This window comes from Nocardioides sp. Root682 (assembly GCF_001427795.1).
GTDB lineage: Bacteria > Actinomycetota > Actinomycetes > Propionibacteriales > Nocardioidaceae > Nocardioides.
In genome coordinates, this window is record NZ_LMHJ01000002.1 from 61,588 (window position 1) to 78,852 (window position 17,265).

14 protein-coding genes are annotated in these 17,265 nt (G+C 68.5%); 6 read left to right on the top strand and 8 right to left on the bottom strand.

The genetic code is table 11. The annotated features are described in order from the left end of the window. Nucleotides 1-64: 64 nt before the first annotated feature. Nucleotides 65-898 carry an SCO6745 family protein gene (locus ASD84_RS12645; protein ID WP_056711095.1) on the top strand — a complete coding sequence of 278 codons (834 nt, stop codon included), beginning with the start codon at nucleotides 65-67 and terminating at the stop codon, nucleotides 896-898. Nucleotides 899-1,007: 109 nt separating this feature from the next. Beyond that, nucleotides 1,008-1,991 (top strand): NAD(P)-dependent alcohol dehydrogenase, encoded by a 984-nt coding sequence (locus ASD84_RS12650; protein WP_056711097.1) that lies wholly within the window; start codon nucleotides 1,008-1,010, stop codon nucleotides 1,989-1,991. Between the two features lie 27 nt (nucleotides 1,992-2,018). Here the strand turns inward: ASD84_RS12650 and ASD84_RS12655 are convergent, their stop codons facing one another. The 3 genes from ASD84_RS12655 to ASD84_RS12665 are packed head-to-tail and all read right to left on the bottom strand — an operon-like array spanning nucleotide 2,019 to nucleotide 5,286. Then, the gene (locus ASD84_RS12655) at nucleotides 2,019-2,870 is read right to left on the bottom strand and encodes a short-chain dehydrogenase/reductase (RefSeq protein ID WP_056711099.1); all 852 of its coding nucleotides are present in this window, start codon (nucleotides 2,868-2,870) and stop codon (nucleotides 2,019-2,021) included. After that, complete coding sequence (locus tag ASD84_RS12660; protein ID WP_056711101.1) at nucleotides 2,867-3,805, bottom strand: alpha/beta hydrolase; 939 nt, start codon at nucleotides 3,803-3,805, stop codon at nucleotides 2,867-2,869. The genes ASD84_RS12655 and ASD84_RS12660 overlap by 4 nt, the downstream gene beginning before the upstream one ends. Then, nucleotides 3,802-5,286, bottom strand: coding sequence for a flavin-containing monooxygenase (locus ASD84_RS12665; RefSeq protein WP_056711103.1), 1,485 nt, complete (start codon nucleotides 5,284-5,286; stop codon nucleotides 3,802-3,804). The genes ASD84_RS12660 and ASD84_RS12665 overlap by 4 nt, the downstream gene beginning before the upstream one ends. Nucleotides 5,287-5,414: 128 nt before the next feature. Here ASD84_RS12665 and ASD84_RS12670 point away from each other — a divergent pair, with 128 nt between their 5' ends. Both ASD84_RS12670 and ASD84_RS12675 read left to right on the top strand, forming a co-directional pair. After that, nucleotides 5,415-6,416, top strand: coding sequence for an AraC family transcriptional regulator (locus tag ASD84_RS12670; protein ID WP_056711105.1), 1,002 nt, complete (start codon nucleotides 5,415-5,417; stop codon nucleotides 6,414-6,416). A gap of 92 nt (nucleotides 6,417-6,508) precedes the next feature. Further along, on the top strand, nucleotides 6,509-8,167 hold the full coding sequence (locus ASD84_RS12675; protein WP_200954553.1) for a ricin-type beta-trefoil lectin domain protein: 1,659 nt from the start codon (nucleotides 6,509-6,511) through the stop codon (nucleotides 8,165-8,167). Here the strand turns inward: ASD84_RS12675 and ASD84_RS12680 are convergent. Next, nucleotides 8,140-8,571 (bottom strand): Ig-like domain repeat protein, encoded by a 432-nt coding sequence (locus ASD84_RS12680; protein WP_056711108.1) that lies wholly within the window; start codon nucleotides 8,569-8,571, stop codon nucleotides 8,140-8,142. The two genes, ASD84_RS12675 and ASD84_RS12680, sit on opposite strands and share 28 nt — an antisense overlap. Nucleotides 8,572-8,706: 135 nt before the next feature. On the opposite strand from ASD84_RS12680, the gene ASD84_RS12685 reads away from it, so the two are divergent. Continuing rightward, nucleotides 8,707-9,426 carry a hypothetical protein gene (locus ASD84_RS12685; protein WP_156391891.1) on the top strand — a complete coding sequence of 240 codons (720 nt, stop codon included), beginning with the start codon at nucleotides 8,707-8,709 and terminating at the stop codon, nucleotides 9,424-9,426. A 19-nt stretch (nucleotides 9,427-9,445) separates the two neighbouring features. On the opposite strand, the gene ASD84_RS12690 is transcribed toward ASD84_RS12685, so the two are convergent. Together ASD84_RS12690 and ASD84_RS12695 are read right to left on the bottom strand one after the other, a co-directional pair. After that, nucleotides 9,446-9,808 carry a VOC family protein gene (locus ASD84_RS12690; protein ID WP_056711112.1) on the bottom strand — a complete coding sequence of 121 codons (363 nt, stop codon included), beginning with the start codon at nucleotides 9,806-9,808 and terminating at the stop codon, nucleotides 9,446-9,448. 55 nt (nucleotides 9,809-9,863) lie between these two features. Next, nucleotides 9,864-10,310, bottom strand: coding sequence for a hypothetical protein (locus ASD84_RS12695; protein WP_056711114.1), 447 nt, complete (start codon nucleotides 10,308-10,310; stop codon nucleotides 9,864-9,866). A 108-nt stretch (nucleotides 10,311-10,418) separates the two neighbouring features. Here ASD84_RS12695 and ASD84_RS12700 point away from each other — a divergent pair, with 108 nt between their 5' ends. Further along, entirely contained in the window at nucleotides 10,419-10,820 is a 402-nt protein-coding gene (locus ASD84_RS12700; protein ID WP_056914051.1) for a VOC family protein, read from the top strand. Between the two features lie 103 nt (nucleotides 10,821-10,923). Here ASD84_RS12700 and ASD84_RS12705 read toward each other — a convergent pair whose 3' ends face one another. Both ASD84_RS12705 and ASD84_RS12710 read right to left on the bottom strand, forming a co-directional pair. Beyond that, the gene (locus ASD84_RS12705) at nucleotides 10,924-13,710 is read right to left on the bottom strand and encodes an immune inhibitor A domain-containing protein (protein WP_200954555.1); all 2,787 of its coding nucleotides are present in this window, start codon (nucleotides 13,708-13,710) and stop codon (nucleotides 10,924-10,926) included. 184 nt (nucleotides 13,711-13,894) lie between these two features. Next, nucleotides 13,895-17,188 (bottom strand): hypothetical protein, encoded by a 3,294-nt coding sequence (locus ASD84_RS12710; RefSeq protein ID WP_056711120.1) that lies wholly within the window; start codon nucleotides 17,186-17,188, stop codon nucleotides 13,895-13,897. Nucleotides 17,189-17,265 lie beyond the last annotated feature (77 nt).

A 17,265-nucleotide genomic window follows, 5' to 3' on the forward strand; every position in this document is an offset into this window, starting at 1 on the left:
GTTGTTCGTGGAGGTGGTGAGAGGCTGCCCACGAGGGCGGTCGCCGAGAAGGAGATGTCAACAGATGGAGCATCCACAGCCGGTCGCACGCCGCCTCTACGACCTCACCGAGCCGATCTCGTTGGTCAACTTCTTCTCGGAGGAGCCCAATGAGGCGATGGCGGAGCTCGGGTTCAGCAACTACTGGGACGGGTACTTCGCGGGTCGTTCCGCCCCGCTCGGTCGGGTGCCGGCCGAGGTGGTCGACGCGGCGTTCTACAGCTTCGCCGACGGTGAGGTGTCCCGGCACCTGCCGAAGGTCTGGGAGACGACCACGCCGGAGGCGGCGCACGCCGCCCGTGAGCGAGGCTGCGTGGCGGCGCTCCGGCGCATCCTCGGTGACCTTGTCGAGACACCCGGTCTCGTGCGTGCGGCCGAGCTCCTCGCCAAGGCCTCGGTCAGCGCCCCGGTCGAGGGAAGAGTCATGTACGCCGGGCTGCGCTCGCTTCCGATGCCCGAGGAGCCCGTGGCTCGGCTCTGGCACGCGGCCAACATGTTGCGCGAGCACCGCGGGGACGGCCATGTCGTCGCACTGGTGGCCGAGCAGGTCGGCGGGGTCGAGGCCCACGTGTTGAGCGCGCTCGCCAGCGGCATCCATCCCGCGGAGTCGTTCGGCCGGATCCACCACCTTCCGCCGGACCAGCTGGCCGAGGTGATGGCCGGTCTGCGGGAACGCGGCCTCCTCGACGCGACCGGCCACCTGACCGAGGCGGGCCGCGCGACCAAGGGCCGGATCGAGTCGCTCACCGATGCCCTTGCCGAGGCTCCCTACGACCGGTTGCAGAGGTCCGAGCTCGACGAGCTGATCGCTCTGCTCGAACCGATCTCTGGACGGCTCAACGCCTCGGGTTCGCAGTAGGGGTGTCCCGGGGTCGGGTCAGGGACGATCCCGATGCGCGCTCGTCACCGCGCGACCTAGCGTCGGAGCGACAGCCGGGTTCGCCGGCTCTTCGGCTGAGGAGAACCCAATGTTGGCGCTGGTGCAGGATGTCTACGGCACGTCCGAGGTGCTCCGGTTGGCGGAGGTGGATCGCCCCGAGCCGGCGGCGGACGAGGTGCTCGTGCGGATCGCGGCGGCCTCGGTCAATGCGGCGGACTGGCACATCATGCGGGGTGAACCGACGGTCGCTCGGCTCATGGACCGCAAGATCTTTGCTCGCAAGTCTCCGCGTGAGCCCATCCGTGGCCGCGACTTCGCCGGGACCATCGAGGCCGTCGGGTCGGGCGTCGTCGGGTGGCAGGTCGGCGACGAGGTCCTTGGCGAGGACGAGGCGACGTTCGCGGAGTACGCCGTCGTACCGCAGGCCTGCCTGGCGCGGAAGCCCGAGGGTCTGTCCTTCCAGGATGCCGCTGCGCTGCCGCTGGCCGCGACGACCGCCGACCTCTGCCTGACTGCGGGAGCGGTGCGGCCGGGTCACCGCGTCCTGGTGGTCGGGGCCTCGGGCGGGGTGGGCACGTTCGCCGTACAGCTGGCCGTCGCGCGCGGGGCCACCGTCGACGGCGTCTGCAGCACCCGCAACGCCGATCTCGTGGCGTCGCTCGGGGCCGCCAAGGTCTTCGACTACACCCTCGAGGACTTCACCCGCGCCGGCGAGAGGTACGACGTCGTGCTCGACCTGGTCGGGAACCGCGGGCTCCGTGACCTGCGCCGCGTCGTCGCTCCGGGCGGCACGCTCGTGCTGTCCGGTGGGGGCAATCCGGGTGACGGCCGACTCCTCGGTCCGGTCGGGCTGATGGCCAGGGGCGGCCTCTTCGGACGCCTGCTCGGCCTGCGCGTGCAGATCCCGATGGCCCAGCCGGATGGGAAACGATTGGCCGAGCTCGTCGACATGGTCAGCCGCGGTGAGCTCCGCCCGGTGATCGACCGTGCCTACCCGTTCGCCGAGGCCGCCGAGGCCATCCGTCACCTCGAGGTCGAGCACGCACGCGGCAAGATCGTCGTCACCGTGTGAGCGTGCCTGCACGTCCGCAGCCCTGGATCAACGCACGGCGGCAAGGCGGACTGAGGCCTCCGCGTCCCGGAGGATTTCCTGCACGCCGTCGTCGTTGGTGATGCGCGCGTCGAGCAGCGGATTGATCAACCCACGCAGCTGGGAGTAGACGGACCATCGCTTCGGAGCGATCACCTGCGGCGCCCGCGCCTCGATGCCGGCGACGATCGTGGCGCCGGCCTGCGACGGCTGGAGCCGGCGGCGCAGGAAGGTGGGGAACTTCTCCTCCAGGCGGTGCGCGATCGGGTCGGCCGTCAGGTCCCGGACCAGGTCGGTGTCGATGTAGCCGAAGTAGGCCACCGTGGCCGATGCGCCGTGCTGGGCGAGCTCGGCGCGCAGGGCGCGGCCGAACTGCTCCACTGCTGCCTTCGACATCGCGTACGGCGCCATCAGGATGCCGTTGATGAAGGCGTAGATCGACGCCACCACGACCACGTGGCCCTCGTTGCGGATCACCTCGGGCAAAGCCGCGTGCACCGTGCGGTAGACGCCGAGCACGTTGACCTCGAGCACCCGCTCGAAGACGGCGGGGTCCATCGTGTTGACCGTCGAGGCACGCGGCCCGATGCCTGCGTTGGCGACCACGATGTCCAACCGCCCGAACTGCTCCACCGTCCGCGCCACGACCGCTTCCATGGCCGCGCTGTCGGTCACGTCGGCACCGAGGCCGAGGGCGCTGTCGCCGATCGTTGCTGCGGCCTTGGTGGCCGCGTCCTGGTCGAGGTCGACGACGACGACCTGTGCTCCGCGGGCCGCCAGCTGGCGGGCGGTCTCGTAGCCGATGCCGCGTGCGGCGCCGGTGACCAGTGCGACCTTGTTGCGGACGTCGTAGGTGCTCATGCGTGGATCGCCTTCTCTGGGGTGGGGTGGGTCGTGCTGAGGTGCTCGTGGAGGAACGTGATCTGGTCGGCCAGGGCGGCCGCCAGGCCCGCGCCGTCGTAGACGTCGAAGTGGCCGACCGGATAGGTGCGGACCGAGGCGTGCTGGCCGGCCTTGCTGGCCGCGCGGTGTGCCGCCGTGGGCGGAGCCACCGTGTCGAGCTCGCCGACCTGGACCAGCAGGGGAGACCGGAGCCGTGCGGCGAACCGGATCGGTCGGTTGAGGGCCACCTCGAGGGCCGAGCGTGCGGTGACGGCGTTGCGCCAGGTGGGACCGGCCGCGGACGCGTAGCCGGCGAGCGAGCCGGGGGAGGTGATGAACCCGAGGTCGCCGGGCTCCGCCACGATCGGCACGAAGTGCGCCGGACGGCCGACCAGCGCGCGACCGAGGTCGCGCAGGCCGTGCGCGACCAGTCGCGCCAGCGGACGGACACCTGCGTGCCGCACCAGCGTGAGCAGGGCGGCGGTTCCGTCCACGGCCGGTGTCATCGACACCACCGCAGCGATGCGCCCGTCCCGCACGGCAACGGGGAACACGTGTCCGCCCGAGTACGACGTCCCCCAGAGCACGATCCGCTCCGGGTCGACCCCGGGGAGATCGCGGGCCGCGCGGATCGCAGCGTGGTAGTCCGCGCGCTGGCGGCGGTAGGAGACCCGCTGACGAGTGGCGCCGCCCGAGTGGCCGAACCCGCGGTAGTCGAAGGCGAGGACATCGAGACCGGCGCCGGCCAGCCCCTCGGCGTACCCGACCAGGCCGGTGTCGACCGTCCCGCCGAACCCGTGCGCCATCACGACGCACGGCCGACCGCCCGGGCCGACGAGGCCGTCGTCGCGTGCGGTGACGTGCGTCGCCGTACAGGTGTCCCGGCCGCTGGGGAAGGTCGTCGTACGCCTCATGCCGACGCCCGCTCGAGCTGGACCTCCGCGCGCCGGAACTCGAGCAGCCCGTCGTCGATCGGGTCCTCGAGCATCATGCGGGTGTCCTGGCCGTAGTGCATGAGCACCTTCCAGGCACCGTGCCTGCCCTGGCGCGGCATGTTGTCCTTGGCGCGCTGGACGTAGCCGGACTGCAGCGAGTCCATGATCCCGTCGTCGAGGGCGGAGTCGTCGCTGTCGACCGGTACGACGATGTCGTGGCCGTTCTCCTCCATGTGCTGGAACAACCGGATCAGGTACCGGGCGACCAGGTCGGACTTCAGCGTCCAGGGAGCGTTGGTGTAGCCGAAGACCCAGGCCATGTTGGGAAGGTCCTCGACCATGACGGCCTTGTAGGTCATCTGGTCGCGCACGTCGCGGACCTCACCGTCGACGGTGAACGTGAGGCCGCCCATCACCTTGACCTCGAGTCCGGTGGCGGTGACGATCACGTCTGCCTCCAGCTCCTCACCGGACGTGAGCCGGATGCCCTTCTCGGTGAAGGTCTCGATGTGACCGGTGACGACCGAGGCCTCGCCGGACCGCAGCGCCTTGAACAGGTCACCGTTCGGCACCGCGCAGAGGCGCTCGTCCCAGGGCTTGTACGACGGCGTGAAGTGGGCCATGTCGACGTCCGGACCGATGTTGCGGCGGACCTGCGACAGCAGGACCCGACGCATCAGGTTCGGCCACCGGCCGCAGGCGAGGTAGAGGCCGCGCTGGATGCCGATGTTGCGCTTGCGGGCCATCCAGTAGACCGCAGACGACGGAAGGAACCTGTCGAGGAACGGCGAGATCTTGTCCTCGGCCGGCACCGACATGACGTACGACGGCGAGCGCTGGAGCATGGTCACGTGACCGGCGGTCGGGGCCATCGAGGGCACGAGCGTCACCGCCGTCGCGCCGCTTCCGATGACGACGACCTTCTTGCCCGTGTAGTCGAGCTCCTCGGGCCAGAACTGCGGGTGGACGGTCTGGCCCTCGAACCGCTCGGCGCCCGGGAACGTGGGCGCGTGGCCGTTGTCGTAGTTGTAGTAGCCGGCGCAGTTCACCAGGAAGGAGCAGGTGAGGGTGCGCTCCTCGCCGGTGGCCTCGTGGAGAGCGGTGACGGTCCATCGTGCGTCTGCGCTCGACCAGTCGGCGGAGAGGATCTTCAGGCCGTAGCGGATCCTCTCGTCGATGCCGTACTCGACTGCGGTGTCGGCGATGTAGTCGCGGATCGAGGCGCCGGGGGCGAGGACCTTCGTGTCGGTCCAGGGGCGCCACTGGTAGCCGAAGGTGAACATGTCGGAGTCGGACCGGATGCCCGGGTAGCGGAACAGGTCCCACGTGCCGCCGAGTCGCTCGCGGCGCTCGATGACGGCGATGGACTTGTCGGGGAAGGCCCGGGTGATCTGGCAGGCGGTTCCGATGCCGGACAGGCCTGCTCCGATGATCAGGACGTCGACGTGGCTGTCGATCATGGTGGGTGCTCCTCGTGGTCGGGTCCGGGGTCGTCTCCGGGGATGACACGAGCATCGGTGACCGGCGTCACCTGCGTATTGACAGAGCGCGCCATACTTTTGTCATTTGTGGACGGGATGGAGGACGCGTGGGCAGCTTGATCCGGGCCACGAACATGTGGGGGTACGTCGACCTGGTCCGGGAGCTGGGCGGCGACCCCGAGGCGTTGCTGGCCCGGTTCGGGATCCCCTTCGGGATCGAGCACCAGGACGACACGTTCGTGCCCGTCGACCCGTTCGTCCGCCTGCTCGCCACCTCCGCCGAGGAGCTGGACTGCCCCGACTTCGGGATGCGGATGTCGCAGTGGCAGGGCTTGGCGATCCTTGGCCCGATCGCGGTCATCGCCCGTAACTCCGCGACCGTCGCCGAGGCGTTCGGCTCGATCGCGCGCTACTTCTACGTCCACTCGCCGGCCCTGCACCTCGCGATGGTGCCGCGTCGTGCGGGGGAGCGGGTGCGGTTCGACTACCGGATGTCGGAGCTCGGACTACCAGTGCTGCGCCAGGGCTACGAGCTCAGCATGGCCAACGGCGCGCGGATCGTGCGCCTGCTCGGCGGTCCGGACGCGTCGTACTCATCAGTCTCCTTCCTGCACCAGCAGCTCGGGTCGGACGCGTCGTACGCAGCCACGCTCGAGTGCCCGGTCGCCTTCGGGCAGTCGTGGTGCGGGTTCGAGGTCGAGGAGGAGATCGCCGACCGGCCGCTGGGCAATGCGGACGACGAGACACGTCGCATCGCGACGAAGTACCTCGAGAGCCAGGTCCTGCCGCGGGGCGGTTCGTTCGTCGACCGGGTCGAGGAGCTGGTCCAGCGGCTCCTGCCGACGGGTCACTGCACGGCGGAGATCGTCGCCGCGGAGCTCCTCATGCACCGGCGCACTCTCCAGCGACAGCTCGAGGGCGACGGCACCAGCTTCGCCGCCGTACTCGACCGGCAGCGACGCAACCTCGCGGAGCGCTACCTCGCCGAGCCGATGCTCCAGCTCGGCCAGGTCGCCCGGATGCTGGGGTACTCCGAGCAGGCGTCGCTGAACAGGTCGGCCCAGCGGTGGTTCGGGACGACTCCGACGAGGTACCGGCGAGACCTCTGAGCCGACCGGCTCGCATTCCGTGCCATCCTCACGGTCGTCCATTGCAACCCCCTCGGGGCGCCTCGATGCTGTGGGTCGGCAAAGGGGGATCCATGCGAGTGAAGTCGACAGCAGCTGGTGCTGCGATGTTGGTGGCCTGCGGCGTGGTCAGCGCCGCAGGTGTGGTGACGTCGGGAGGCGTGGCGGTCGCCGACGGCCCGGGTGACGGGACGCCGTACGTCGTCTCGGTGGGTGACTCCTACATCTCGGGCGAGGCTGGCCGCTGGGCCGGAAACACCGGCGGTACCGACGAATACCGCATCGACGCGTTGGGCTCGTCGGCGTACTACGACAACGCCGGTGACACTGCCGAGAGCGTTGACCGGTGTCACCGGTCGAAGTCGGCCGAGGTCCACATCGGTGGCGGCGTCGGCAGCCACAACCTGGCCTGTTCAGGCGCCACCACGACCACGCACTGGGACGGCGACACCTTCAAGCCTGGCCTCGACCAGTACGCCGACACCGACGGCAACTGGGGCCAGACCGGCCTGCTGCGTGAGTTCGCCAAGACCCACAACGTGAAGGTCGTCGCGGTCAGCATCGGCGGGAACAACTTCGGGTTCGCCGACATCATCCAGCAGTGCGTCACCGACTGGCTGACGTCCACACGCACCAGCCCGGACTACTGCCAGGACGACAACAGCGTCACCTCCAAGTTCACTGCGGCCAACGTCACCACCCAGCGGACGGCGATCAAGGACGCCCTGGTCCGGATCAAGATCGCCATGGAGCAGGCGGGCTACACGTCCTCGCAGTGGACGCTCCTGTTGCAGAACTACCCGATGCCGATCGAGCGCTCGACCGAGGCGCGGTACGGCGACTGGGGCACGACTGCGCAGAGCACCGGTGGCTGTGGCTTCTGGCGCTCCGACCTCGACTGGGCGAACGACACGGCGATGCCCGTCATCAACGGGGCGATCTGGGGCGCTGCCGATGACTCGGGCCTCACCAACATCAAGCGCTTGCACCTGGACCACGCGATGGACAACCACAAGCTGTGCCAGCGCGGTGTCACCCTGGCCGAGGACCTGGGCTACTCCAGCCCTTGGGACAGCGCCGATGTCCCGAACGGTGAGGAGTGGATCAACCAGATCCACACGCTCTCCACCGCGAACACCAACTTCTTCATCCAGGAGTCACTGCACCCCAACTACTGGGGTCAGCTCGCGCTGCGCAACTGCCTGCGCCAGGCCTACAACGCCGGTGCCGTCCAGGACGGCTGGTGCATGCCGTCGTACGCCTGGGGCAAGAACTCCCTCGGCGAGCCGAACATGACCTTCGCGTCGACGTACGACGGCGCCTACCAGCCGCCGCGCCGCGGGTTCAACATCGGCGGGATGCCGTCCAAGCGTTGCGTCGACGTCCCGAACTCGTCGACCAGCTCCGGCACCGTCGTCGCCATCTACGACTGCAATGGCCAGGGCAACCAGAACTGGACCTACACCCTGAGCTCGAAAGCGATCAGCTCGCACCTTGGGGGCAACCTGTGCCTGGGGCTGCAGAACGACGGTACGACCGCCGGCACCAAGGTGGTCACGCAGACCTGCAGCACCACCAATCCGCGGCAGAAGTGGACGCTGAAGTCGGACCAGACGATCCGCAACGACCACACCGGCTACTGCCTGGACGCCCACGGCGGCGGCACGGGCAACAGCACCCAGTTGTTGATCTGGAACTGCGGCGGTCAGGCGAACCAGCGCTGGGCCTTCTGAGCGTCACGTCCGACGGTCCGCAGGATCGTGATGATCGCGATGCCGTTGCGGACTGCGACGCCTGACTTGATCGTGCGCGAGCCCTTCTTGACGGTGACGGTCCCACCGGGATTCGCGAGGCCGGGGACGGTGACCCGAACGGTCAATACCAGCTTCCGCTTCAGTCGGTTGTACGCCGACCTGGCGGTCACGGTGGACACCCACTTCACGATCGCGGTCGATGCCGAGGTCGAGGTTCCGATCTTGTCGAGGTTGCGGGCGGTGACCCGGACGCTGAGCGTCTTGCCGGCATCTGCTGCGACCGGTCGATAGGTCCGCGCCGTCGCGGCGGGGATCGCGACTCCCGCGCGCAGCCACTCATGGGAGTACTGCAGTTGGGGGGAGTGGGAGCCCGAGGGTGCCAAGGTAAACCTGCGGAGCGCCCACCGTGGCCGGAATGCTCGACCTTGTTGAGCGCCTTTGCCGCCATTTCCTCTACGCAGGGGCTCGATCGGTGCTGAGATGGAGCTCCCCCCATCAAGTCGCTCGAGGAGACTTCCATGTCAACAACGCTCGGACAGCCGGACAACACAGCCAGCGCATCAGTCGTCGGAAACACGTTGATGGCTTTCACCAACAGCATGGAAGCGGAGCAGAAGACCAACCTGCTCTACCTTCTGGGGTACGCGCAGTTGCAGGCCGTGCAGAATTTCGGTCACGACCCCAAGGTCGATCCCTCCGGCTACTACGGCTCTGTCGGCGACATGCTCGAGCAAGTCGGCATTGAGAAGCCGTACCTTGACTTCAAGCCCCACCCCACCTCGGCGAGCACACTGCAGCCCGATCAGGTCGTGCTCGAGGTGCTCTCAGACACTGTCCCGTCGGACGAGCTCGCCGTGGTGAAGGCCTCGCTCGCCGCGCTCCGGACGACGTCGACCGACTCGGCCGGACCTTGGTCGATCGTGACCGGCCACGCCGTCTCTGCCACTACAGGCGGCTTCTCGGTCGCGCTCGCCGACCAGCGCATGGGGCCAGATGGCACCAAGAGCCTGACGGTGAACCTGGGCGCGTTCCTGGTTTCCGGATCGATCCCGCCGAAGGACTTCCTCTGGACCGCCAGTCCCTCCGCCTCGTTCGCGATGCAGGTTGCGTCCGCTTCCTTCACAGTGCCGGACGACTTCTGGTACCAACCGGGCGTGCGTGAAACCATCGTCCAGGCGATGCAGAGTCACTCGGCGGGATACATCGCGGAACTGCCGGCCCTGCACGTGACCGCCTGACTCTCACTGACCGGCCGGCCTACAGGTCGATCGCCAGTGGATGGTGTGGCTCGTACAGCCCGACCTCGGCTCCACCGGGCAGGCGGAACCGGGTGACCCGGCCCCAGCGCTCGTCAGAGATCTCCTGGGTGAACTCGACGCCCTTGGCCCGCAGCTCGGCGACGGTTCCCGCCACGTCGTCACAAAGCAGGTACAGCTCCTGCCCGGGAGGTCCGTCGGCAGGTCCGTCGGCAGGATGCATGGCCACCTCGGCGGGCGGCAGCTTGAAGATCAGCCAGCCGCCCCCGGCATCCACGTGCGGTTGCCCGAGCACCTCGGCGAAGAAGGTGCGGTCCGCCTCGGGGTCGCGGCTGAACAGCATGAGGTGGCTACCGGTGATCATGAACCGACCGTAGCGTCAGTTGCGGGCACGTCTGTCGCGCCGCAAGTGGTGGCCGTCAGTTCGACGACTCGGCGCAGAGTGCCGCGCTGTACGCGTCGCCCGTGTCCGGGTCGACGAAGTCGGAGCACGCCAGTGGCTCGCCACAGCTGATGCCTGCGACCACGACCCACCCGTCGTCCTCATGCTCCACCTCGTAGCCGCCGTCCCAGCTCCCGATGGTCACGTCCACGCGCGCACGGTCGACCGTGAGGTCGACGACGTCGGTGATCTCCATCAGGCTGTCGTCGGACTCGCCGCCCGGCACCTTCAGCACCAGCAGGTCCCGGACCGCCTGTTGCGGGCTGCTGGCGGGCTGGACGCCCGGCAGTTCGAGCTCCGAGGTCTGGCACTCACCGGGCGCCGTCGCCGAAGGGTCGTCATCGTTGCCCCCACACGCCGTCAGCGAGATCAGTCCGCACAACAGTGCCGCGGCTGTGGCCGCGATCGCGCGCAGCATCGACATGCCGCTCCCTCCGTCGCGACGACCTTAGATGGTTGCGGTGGTCGCCGGTCGTACTTCCTCGAATGCGTCGTGAAGCCCCCCTGACCCGACGGCACGTACGGTGGCGACATGAGTGTCCGGACGAGCGGGGTACGACAGCAGAGCGTCTGGGCGAGCGTCGTCAGCGATGACGCACGGGTGCTGCTCGAATGGCTGCTTGCTCTCGGTTTCACCGAGGACCTGCTGATCCCCGGTGAGGACGCGGACACGATCCACCACTGTCAGCTGGACTGGCCCGAGGGTGGGCGGGTCCTGCTCTCCAGCACGGGGGAGCGTTCCACTCCGTGCCGACCCGGCACGGCTTCGTTGCACGTGGTGACGGCGAGTCCGGACGCCGTACTTGCGCGCGCACGCGGGCTGGGTGCGGCAGTGGTGCACGAGATCGTCGACCAGACGGACTACCTGTCGCGCGACTTCACGATTGCTGACCCGGACGGCAACCACTGGACGTTCGCAACCTTCGCGGGCTGATCCTCGGTCGTGCGCGGACGCCTCGGCCTCCTTCAGCAAAACGCGGGCTGCCGACGCCCGGACAAGTCCTGGCGTCGGCAGCCTGCGTGGTTCCCCCGGACGGCTAGGGGGTCGGCGGCACGATGTGGATCTTCGCCGCCGTGTTGCCGCTCTTCACCTCCAGCACCTGGAATTTGGTGTGGAAGGAGACGCCCTCGTCGTCCGGATTACCGGTGCCCAGAAGGCTGTTGATGCCCAGGTCCAGCCCGTAGTACGCCGGCAACGGGTTGCCGTTGGCGTCCACGACCCTGGTCGAGTACGGCGCGTTGCCTGCCGAGGGCACGACGACCGAGGCGTCGATGTCCCGGAAGAACACGCTGCTGCCGCGGATCTCGATGCCCGGGTACCACGTCCGTTCGTCGGTGAAGGTGCTCACCGGTGCCTGAGCGGCGATGTCCGTGCAGTACTCGCTGAACGGCTCGGCCGGCAGCAGCTCGAAGCACTCACGGAACGGCTTGGTCGGGACCAGGCCGAAGGCGATGTTCGAGGACTGCGGACGTCCGGGCATGTTGTTCAGCGTGCTCGGGTCCTTTTCGGCAGCAACTCCGGTCCGACGGAACGGGTCGTAGTGGCTGTCGACCAGGAGCAGGCCGCCCTTCGAGCCTGCGCTGGGCAGGGCGGTCGTGTTCGCCGTGATGGCGTTGTAGTTGTCGTACGTCGTGTCGCGGTACCAGACCAGCATGCCCGGCGCGTTGTACTTGATCTTCTCCACCTTCCACGCGTCGTGGCTGTAGCTGGAGTCGTAGGCGTACTGGAGGCCCTTGTCGAAGCCGTCGTAGTTGCGCCACTCGATCAGGTAGTACTGCGTGCGGGTCGACGTACCGGAGTCACGGTGCCAGCCGGCGCCGGTGGTGTCGGTGAACGAGCCCACCGTCGCCGTCCAGTCGCCGTCCGTCTCCGCGTCGTCGCTCCAGGTGGTGGCTCCGCCGCCGGTCACGGAGAAGTCGTCCGCGAACCAGCCGCGCTCCTGGAACGCTTCGTCGGTGGTCACACGCAGGCGCAGCTTGATGTTCTGGCCTGCGAAGGCACCGAGCTTCACGTAGTCGAGACGCCAGCCCTCGCTGTCGCCGGTGAGACCGTACAACTTGTCGCCGAAGTCGTGCATCCGGCCGTTCGGGTCGGAGTACCCGTCCGGTGTCGACACCTCGACGTCGTCGCCGGTGTAGACCTTCTGCTCGCTCCAGGTGGTTCCACCATCAGTGGACACCTCGACGAAGCCGTAGTCCCAGTCCTCTTCGAGGACGTAGTTGTTCCACACGTTGAAGCGTGCGTCAGCATTGTTGGGTACGGCGATGTCCCGGGTCAGACGGTTGTCCGCCCAGGCCTGGTCCGCGTCGGTGTACCACATGCTGTCGCCACTGTGCGGCTGCGCCAGGGTGATCACCTTCGGCGGCAGGTTGACCTTGACGCCGTCCTTGGTGCCCTTCGGGGTGCGTGAGGTCTGGCCGACGATCACGTCGCGCTCTGGGTCGCCCGGGTTGAGCTGGAGCGGGTCGGCCCAGCCGAGAACCCACTTGTCCCAGAGACCCATGTGGGTGGGCAGCGACTGGAAGATCGGGCCGGAGTGCGAACCGGAGCTCATCAGGTCCCAGAAGTCGATGTCGGACTCGCCGGCACCGCTGATGTCGTACAGGTCCGGAAGACCGAGGTCGTGGCCGTACTCGTGGGCGAACACGCCGACGCCGGAGTCCTCCGGCTGGACGATGTAGTTCGCGACCTTCATGTCGGTTCCGGGGATGTCGTAGCCCGGAACCACGGTGGAGGAGTGCGCCCAGATGGAGTAGATGCCCTGCGCGCCGCCGCCACCGGACTTGTCCTCACCAGCGTGCACCAGCACGAGGTGGTCCACGACGCCGTCGGGCTCGAGCACGTTGCCGTCACCGTCGATGTCGCCCTGGTCCTCGAGGTCGTAGTCCGCCCACGGGAAGTTGGGCTGCGTCGCGGCCAGGGTGTTGATCGCGTCCTTGGCCATCGTCTGGACGCCGCCGGGGTTGTCCGGGTGACCGGAGTTCGCCTGCGGGATCGGGGCCGTCCACACGCCGTTGTCGAGGTAGCACCGGGAGGCGGAGTACCAGGCCTCGGAGTGCGGGACCTGGACCCATGGAGTTGCCGAGCCACTCACGGTGTAGGCGCCCTTGGACATCTCTTCGTACATGTTCTTCATCGTGTAGCCGGAGATGTCGAAGCCGGGTTGACCGTCAGGGCCGGTCAGGTCGGTGCGCACCCGCTGCGTGATGCCCGTCTTGGTGTAGAGCATGTTGTTGTAGTGCTGGGACGAGAAGTCCGGCACCCACATCGAGTTGTTGTCCGGGTGCGAGGCGTTCGCCGGGTTCGGGATGTTGTTGTGCACCGGGCCGTTCTGCACGTCGCCGGCGACACACGTGCGGCTCTCGAAGACCGTCTCCGGCACCATGACGCCGGTGAAGTCGTCGTTCGCGGCTGGGTTGAAGTCCACCAGGATCGTGAGCAGCTTCGCGGTCTGTTGGGTCTTGGAGCCCTTGATCGCCTTCGGGCTCTTGCCCGTCTTCAGGGCCTTGGCCTCCAGCCTGGCGAGCTGCCGAGCGGTGACCGGGTTGCCCCGGGCGTTCTTCCGGTCGACCTCATAGGCGCGCGCCAGGGCGTCGCTGCCGTACTTCTTGGTGGAGATCTTGCCGGTCTTCTTGTCGATCTTCACGTCGTCGGCAACGGAGCGATCAGCTCGTGGAGCGACGTAGTTGATGTAGACGTCGTCGGATGCGCTTGCGCCGGTGGGCGCGTTCGCGGGGGCCGCTGATGTCGCTCCTGGCCCGCCTGTGCCGGCCAGAGCAACGGCGGCCAGTGCGAGAGTGGAGACGACGGCGGCTGCGCGCATTGGCCGCCGCGAGAACCTGCTGTTTTTCATGATGCTCCCTGGGAGAAACCCGGGTAAGGGTGGGTCGAGAACAGCGCCGCTTGTTGCGGCGACTTGATCTTGCCTGTGTGACGCCCGTCACGTAAAGGGTCCGGATGAAGGATTTGCCGCCGGCCAACCAGGGCGCTGGCCGTTTTCCGGAGAGCTACTCCTCCCGGAACGACTCCAGCCGCTTGCGGAGGTCGAAGAGGGTGCCATGACCGTCGACGCAAACGGGATCGGCGGGTTCGGTCGAGGCACTCGCGTCGGTCGGGCAGCCCGTGGACCGGGCTTCCGCCATGTCGGACACGAGATCCTCGACGCTCGCGTCGGACAGCACCCACCCGAGTGGGGCCGACAGGGTCGGTTGCGTCGCCTGGTGCACCACGAAGACCTGCGGCTCGGGCGTCTGCTGCTGGAGCAGCTGCTGGCACGGCGTGGGGTCGGCGACCGGGGCGACGACGCTCGGCTCTGAGCACAGGAACCGCTCCGCGGCGTCGGCACCCTGCCGCAGCAGTGCACTCGTCGGAGCCTGCCGGGTGGCGGCAGCGCTGATGGCCCACAACGGGATCAGGCTCTCGGCGATCGACCCGCCGCGCTGGTCGATGCCGAAGCTCGTCGCAGGGCCGTTGTCGAGGTAGACGACCATCGGCAGGATCAACGAGCCCGTGCCGGCGGCGAGCACCTCGTCGTTGTGGGCCCGGACGAGCGGCCCCCACTGCGACGCCAGGTCGATGACCGTGCCGAGTCCCGTGTTGTCGGTGATCCCACCGTCGACCAGGGGTGTCTCGGTCAGCTCGCCGCAGGGCCCCACCACCGCCGAGGGCGTCACGTACGGGAATCGCCCGGAGACCAGGCCGGCCGTCAGGGCGCTGACGTTGCCGACGCAGTGGTCGTCGGCGTCGAGGGTCGTCGCCTCGGTGGCCCCGAAGGAGCCGAGGACGTCGTAGCTGTTCGGCCCGGCCCCACCGGTGCCGCAACCCGGTGCGTTGCTGGTCTCGGTCATCGATGGTGCGGCGCTCATCTCCGGCGGAGACAGGTCGATCTGGCTCCACAACGCCCGGCACCCGTCGTACGAGTCGGTCGAGGTCAGGACGAGGTGACCGGTCACGGTGTCCAGCGCCGAGTCGTCCTCCTCGATGAATCGGTGATCGGCGGGGCCGTCGCCGGTGCCCGCCTCGTCCCACGCCTCCACCCAGACCTCCTGCATGGTGGCGGCGCGGTCGGTGCCGTCCGGGTCCGTGTCGGCCGCCGGAGCGCCGATCCGGATGCCCGTCGTCGAGGCGAGCAGGTCCCCGGTCACGAGAGCGACGGCCCCGGCGCCGAGTGAGTCCGGGCCGCGGATGGCATCGATGGTTGCCAGGGGCTCGTCGTCGTACCGACCGACGGTGAGCCCGAGGGAACCGCCACTGGCGCCGGTGGAGAAGAGCGTCATCTTCTGGCCACAGGTCCCTCCGGCGTCCGCGACCTCCTCGAGTCCCTGCGCCGTCCAGTACGTCGCGCGGATCCCGCCGCCCTCGGCGGCCAGGATCAGCATCGGTCGGGCGTCGAACGCCTTCTCCTTGCCGTCGATCGTCACCGTGATCGCATCGGGAGCGACACAGGGCGAGGGGTTGTCGGCCCAGGTCGTGAAGGCCTCGGCGAGTGTTGGACGAGGGGGCACCGCCCGGTACTCCTGCTTGTCCTGGTCGATGCCGTGGACGAAGGTCGGCGAGCCGATCAGGGCAGTGGTGACGAGGCCGATCACGATGAACGGCACGATCGGCGTGGCGGTCAGCCAGGGCCTCGGGACGACGAGCAGGATCTCGGGTGGTCGGCTCTCCTGGGAGTAGGCGACGACCACGCCGAGCAGCATCATCGCCGCGCCGAGAGCCAGGGTCACGGACGCGACGACACCGAGAGCGGAAGCCCAACCGATGGGGTTGAAGGCCATCCATCCGAAGGCACCGCCGGATCCGGCGAGCAGGAGGACACGGATCCACTGACTGTTGTCGCCGGTGACCCTGGTCCTTCCGGTGTCCTGGTCCTCGTACAGCGGGGCGGTCGGAGTCGCCCAGACCGCGAGCTGCGATTCCTTCCCGGTCGCTGGTTCGGCGATGTCGAGGCGCTTCAGCACCGGCCCGGCGAGGAACCACGGCACCACCGCGGCGGCGACAGCCAGCGGTGTCGCCAGCCACAGCTGCCAGGGCACATCGATGTCCTCCGTCGAGACGCCGACAGCGAGCAGCCCGATCCAGGCGCGCATCATGCCAAGGCCCACGGCGGCCACCGCCGCTATGGCCAGCGCGTCACCGACGGCCATCACGTGCTCGGGATCGGTGGTGGCAGTCTCCTGCCGTGCGGCAGGCCCCTTGTAGTGGGTCTTCTTCGCCCGCTTCTGGAAGTGCCATCGCACGACGCAGGACGCGACAGGCACGGACACCGTGATGAGGCAGAAGACGACGAGGCGCTTCCCGTCGGTCGGCCAGTCGCGGATCTTTGCGAGGCCGAACAGGGCCGAGACGATCGCCGGTGCGATCAGCCAGTGCCACAGGTGCGCCTCGCGCGGCTCGCCCTTGGGGTAGTACCACGGCCAACCGCGGCCGTCCGTCGCCTCGTCACAGGACCGTTTGAATGCGCAGTCCGCACGGAGGCGCCCGAGGAAGAAGATGGCGGGCGCGATCACGACCAGGGTCGCCACCACTGCCCACACGAGGTGCGACGTCTCGTGACCGTCGAGCCACCGTCGCTCGATGTCCGGGACCTGGTCCCCGACCTTCGGGACCGGCAGGCAGGCGAGGGCAGCGACCGGGAGGAAGGCGAACAGGGAGTACCGCTGCACCCAGAGCGCGGTCCGCCACGGCTTCACGACCTCGCCCCGGTCCTTCGAGATCAGCATGATCACGAACGATCCGAGTACGACGGCGAGCGCGCTCCACTTGAGGGCTGTGAGCAGCCAGAGGAGAGGCCACGGCTCGTAGCCGCCCGCAGGGCCCTCGTTGACCCGCTGGTTCCCGGCGATGACCATGACGACGTTCTCGAGCACGTCGAAGGTGCAGAGGGCCACGACGGCGCCGTCGAGGAGTCCGCGCCATCCCGCCGGCACGAAGCCTGCGCGCACGATCCTGCGCAGGAGCAGCGTGTAGACCGCGATGAAGCCGAAGTCGAGCACGATGAAGAACCGCAACAGCCGGTTCCAGGCCGTGAGGTCCTCCGCGGCCATCGGGAGGGCCCAGAAGTCCCAGACGCTCTCGAACCGGAGGCCCGACAGGGCACCGAAGTCCATCGCCGCCTCGCCTCCGGCGACGAACCCACGAGCCAGCCCGTTGGTCTCGTTGAGAGCGAGCAGAGCGCCGAGCAGAAGCGTCCACAGGACCCCGAGCCTGTAGTCGCGGCGTTCCGGATGCAGGAAGCGTGTTTCGGTCGGCTCGGGCGGCGTCACTCGCGTACCGAGCAGGAGCCGCCAGCACTTGGTCAACATGTCGGCACGCTAGTCCTCAGCGCGCCCCCATGTCCCCAGCTCGGCCCTGTCGCGCCCCTCTGTCCGCCCCTTGGGGC